Below are 3609 nucleotides of genomic sequence, written 5' to 3' on the forward strand. Positions count from 1 at the left end.
ATGCGGTCACGAACGTGGCCGCGGTGGCCTTCTACACCGCATCCCTGGCCGCACGGCTGCGCGGTCGCTCGACGAGGGGCAGGCTGTGGTCACTGAGCGGTCTGACGGCAGTCGCGGTGAGCGGCGCGCTGGGCGGGCACGTGGCCTACCGGCGGGCCGTCGGCGGACACCCGGCGTAGGCACACCCCTCCCCCCGACCAGCGATCACGGGCGCCGCCACACCATCGCGCGTTCTCACTCCCGGTGGCCGACTGGTCGCGTCCCGCGAGGACTCTGATCGACCTGCTCATCGTGTTTTTGTTGATACTGAACATCGATGGCGTGGACGGGTTTGCCGGGGGTACTCGAGCCCGCGTCAAGGGAGGCTCACCTGCTGGTGGCAGGCACCGCCGTGTTGCGGTAGCTGATCGAGCACCCCCGGTGCTCCGTAGCTGCATGCCGAGGGTGGCGGTGTGGCCACGCTGCAGCGGATGGTGGCCGTCGTCTGCACACTCTGCGTGTGACCGGCACAGGCGACATCCATACCGCTCCGTCGTCACTCGGCGTGGCCCGGCGTGACGGCACCCTTCGCAGGCGTCAAATCCGCTTGTCGACACGGCGCGGCTCCCGCACGGAGCGCATGCTTTGAACTGGGTGACACGGAAGGGAATTGGGGGCGAGCGTGAGTGAGTGAACCGTTGCCTCTCAGCCACAAGCAAAACGAGCCCCACCTTGTTGAGTCCGATACTGATCGGCCGGTGGCACCCACCGAGGTCTGGCACTGCGCCAAGCACGCTGCTGCTGCTGAGACGGAGTCACGACAGGAGCAAGTGAGCCGGCTCTCGCAGGACCTGGTTTCCCGCATGGTGATTGATCAGGCGGTGGGCGTCGTGATGGCACTCGGGCGCCTGGGCGCGGAGCAGGCCTGGGCGGTCCTGATCGAGGTCTGTCAGCGCACTGACCTCAAGCGTCGCCGCTTCGCCGAACTCCTCACGGCGTGGGCGCCCACCGGCGAGCTGAACCTCGGCATCCGTATCGCTCTGGAGGAAGCCATCCGGAGGCAGCACACCCGCTCGGACGGCCAGTCCTGATCCGTGGTTGCGGGCGTGCGCCGCGCGGGATGCCTGGCGTGCGCGCAGCGCCCACCGTGGGACATCCGGCAGGGCGGTGATGCCCCGGCTAGCTGGCGCAGCGCGGCGGCGTGGTCGTGGGCCCAGGACGTTACGGAGCGGTCCGCGGCGCCGTGGTCGCGGGTGGCGCCTGCGCCTGCTGTTCCGGCGTCATGGACGCACCAGTACACCCACGAGAGACGCCCGCCGACATCAAGGACCGCGACGCCGACCGCGATGTCTTCTGCCCTCAGCCTCACTCAGCCGCAGATCACCCAGGTCTGGCCGACCGCGACTACGGGCGGCGCACTCATGCTCTGGGCGCGAACGCCTCTGACTCACTCTGCGCATCGTCTCCCGGCCCAAAGGCACCAAAGGCTTCGTCGTCCTGCCCCGCCGCTGGAAAGCCGCGCGCACGATCGACCGATGGCCTGACCTCTGGCCGCCTACTGGTCTTCCGGTCCTCCCCAGAGGCCGTTAGCCGGGGTGATGGCCGTATGGCGCGACGGTGGTCGTCCAGCCCTGGTCGAGCAGGAGGCATGCCTGGTCGATGGCGGCGACAGGGTCGGGGCGGGAGCCGGCGAACGCGAGGGTCTCCAGGGTGAACCGGGCGTAGGCGGCACAGAGGAGGTCGTCGTGCGGTCGGCCGGTCTGGTCGGCAAGCGCGCGGGCCAGGGCGTTCTCATGGCGCAGGGTCATGGCGCGGGCGTACTCGCGTAGGGCCGGGGTCCGCTGGACGAGTTGCTGGAGTTCGGCGAAGCGCGGGTCGCGGGTGTGGGGCGAGGTGACGAAGGCGGTGAAGTGGGCCCTCAGGGCCTCGGGGATCGTCTGGCCTGGGGGCCGGTCGGTCACGGCGTTGACCAGGGCGGCTTCGTTGCCGGCGTCCTCGTCGAAGACCAGGGCTTCTTTGCCGTCGGGGAAGTAGTTGAACAGGGTCGACACCGACACGTCGGCGATTTCGGCGATCTCGCGGACGCCTACCTGGTCGTAGCCGCGTTCCAGGAACAGCCGCAGCGCTGTGTCGGCCAGTGCCTGGCGGGTGGCGGCTTTCTTGCGTGCGCGCCGCCCGCCCGGTGCTGCGCGGTCGGTCTCATCCATGCTGCGAACCATACCTCGAATATTCGAACAGCCACATATTTGTAACTGTTGTATGTTTGTATCGGTTGGAAAATTACAGCGGTGCTGGACACGTCCGCGGCACAAGGCCTCGCACCGCAGCACCGGACGAAGGGACCCTCATGAGCTCCGTAGCACCCCCTCAGGCCAGGATCAGCATCATCGGCGCCGGACCGGGTGGGCTGACCTGCGCCCGCATCCTGCAGCGGCGCGGCATCGCGATCACGGTCTATGACCGCGACGCGGGCCCCGAGGCCCGCAACCAGGGCGGCACTCTGGACCTGCATGCCGACAACGGCCAGATCGCCCTGCGCGAAGCCGGCCTGCTGGAGAAGTTCTTCAAGCTGGCCCGCCCCGAAGGCCAGGAAATGCGTCAGATAGACCCGAGGGGCACCATCACCTCCCACCAGGTCCCGGAGGCCGACGAGCTCTTCAAGCCGGAGATCGACCGCGGCCAGCTGCGCGACCTGCTGCTGGACTCCCTACAGCCGGGAACCATCCAGTGGGGCCGCGCCCTGGAGAGGGTCAGCGGTCCCGTCGACGGGCCCCGACAGCTGCACTTCGCCGACGGCACCATCATCGAGACCGATCTGGTCATCGGCGCCGACGGCGCCTTCTCCCGGGTGCGCCCCGCCGTGTCCTCCGCCGTCCCCGAGTACTCCGGGGTGAGCTTCCTGGAGGCGTGGTTCAACGACGTCGAGAACAGCCATCCCGAGATCTCCGCACTGGTCGGCCAGGGCGGCGCCCACGCGGCCGACGGCGAGCGCGGGATGTTCGCCCAGCGCAACGGCGGAGACCACATCCGCGTCTACCTCATCCAGCGGGTCCCGGTCGACTGGATCAGCCGGAGCGGCCTGACCATCCAGGACACCGACGACCTTCGGGCCCTGCTCCTGGACCGGTACGCCGACTGGTCCCCGAGCCTGCTGCGGATGATCACCGACAACGACGGCCCCTACACCCACCGCCCCATCTTCGCCCTGCCGGTCCCGCACGCCTGGAAGCACAACCCGACGGTGACCCTGCTCGGCGACGCCGCCCACCTCATGCCCCCGCTGGGGGTGGGCGTCAACCTCGCCATGCTCGACGCCAGCGAACTCGCCCTCGCCCTCGCCGAGTCCCCCACCGTCGGCGAGGCCATCCGCACGTACGAGCAGACCATGCTCCCCCGCTCCACCGAGACCGCCAAGATCCTCGAAGGCGGCGCCGAACACCTGCTGTCCGCCGATCTCCCCGAATTCGACGACCACGACAACGACAACGACGCCCAGTCCTGAGCCCGCACAGAGCCCAGAGCCCGCATGTCAGCGCGCTTGCCCGGCCGCGGCCTCGACCGGTTGCAAGCCAGCCGGGAGCGGGCGTGCGACGGAGGAAGCCGGCTGCGGTGCCCGCGACCGGCTTCCTC

Annotated in this window: 3 protein-coding genes; 2 read left to right on the plus strand and 1 reads right to left on the minus strand. The window is 69.3% G+C overall.

Annotated features, from left to right (window positions below; all coding sequences use genetic code 11):
* The first annotated feature begins 809 nt into the window (after positions 1–809).
* Entirely contained in the window at positions 810–1070 is a 261-nt protein-coding gene (locus tag ACFWBT_RS42300; protein WP_385709953.1) for an ANTAR domain-containing protein, read from the plus strand.
* A gap of 495 nt (positions 1071–1565) precedes the next feature.
* Here ACFWBT_RS42300 and ACFWBT_RS42305 read toward each other — a convergent pair whose 3' ends face one another.
* Positions 1566–2186: a TetR/AcrR family transcriptional regulator gene (locus ACFWBT_RS42305; RefSeq protein WP_385709955.1), complete on the minus strand. Its 621-nt coding sequence runs from the start codon at positions 2184–2186 to the stop codon at positions 1566–1568.
* A gap of 140 nt (positions 2187–2326) precedes the next feature.
* Between ACFWBT_RS42305 and ACFWBT_RS42310 the strand changes: the two genes are divergently transcribed.
* Positions 2327–3481 carry an FAD-dependent oxidoreductase gene (locus ACFWBT_RS42310; RefSeq protein WP_385709958.1) on the plus strand — a complete coding sequence of 385 codons (1155 nt, stop codon included), beginning with the start codon at positions 2327–2329 and terminating at the stop codon, positions 3479–3481.
* The last annotated feature ends 128 nt before the right edge of the window (positions 3482–3609 follow it).

Source organism: Streptomyces sp. NPDC060027 (genome assembly GCF_042737005.1).
Taxonomy (GTDB): Bacteria; Actinomycetota; Actinomycetes; order Streptomycetales; family Streptomycetaceae; genus Streptomyces.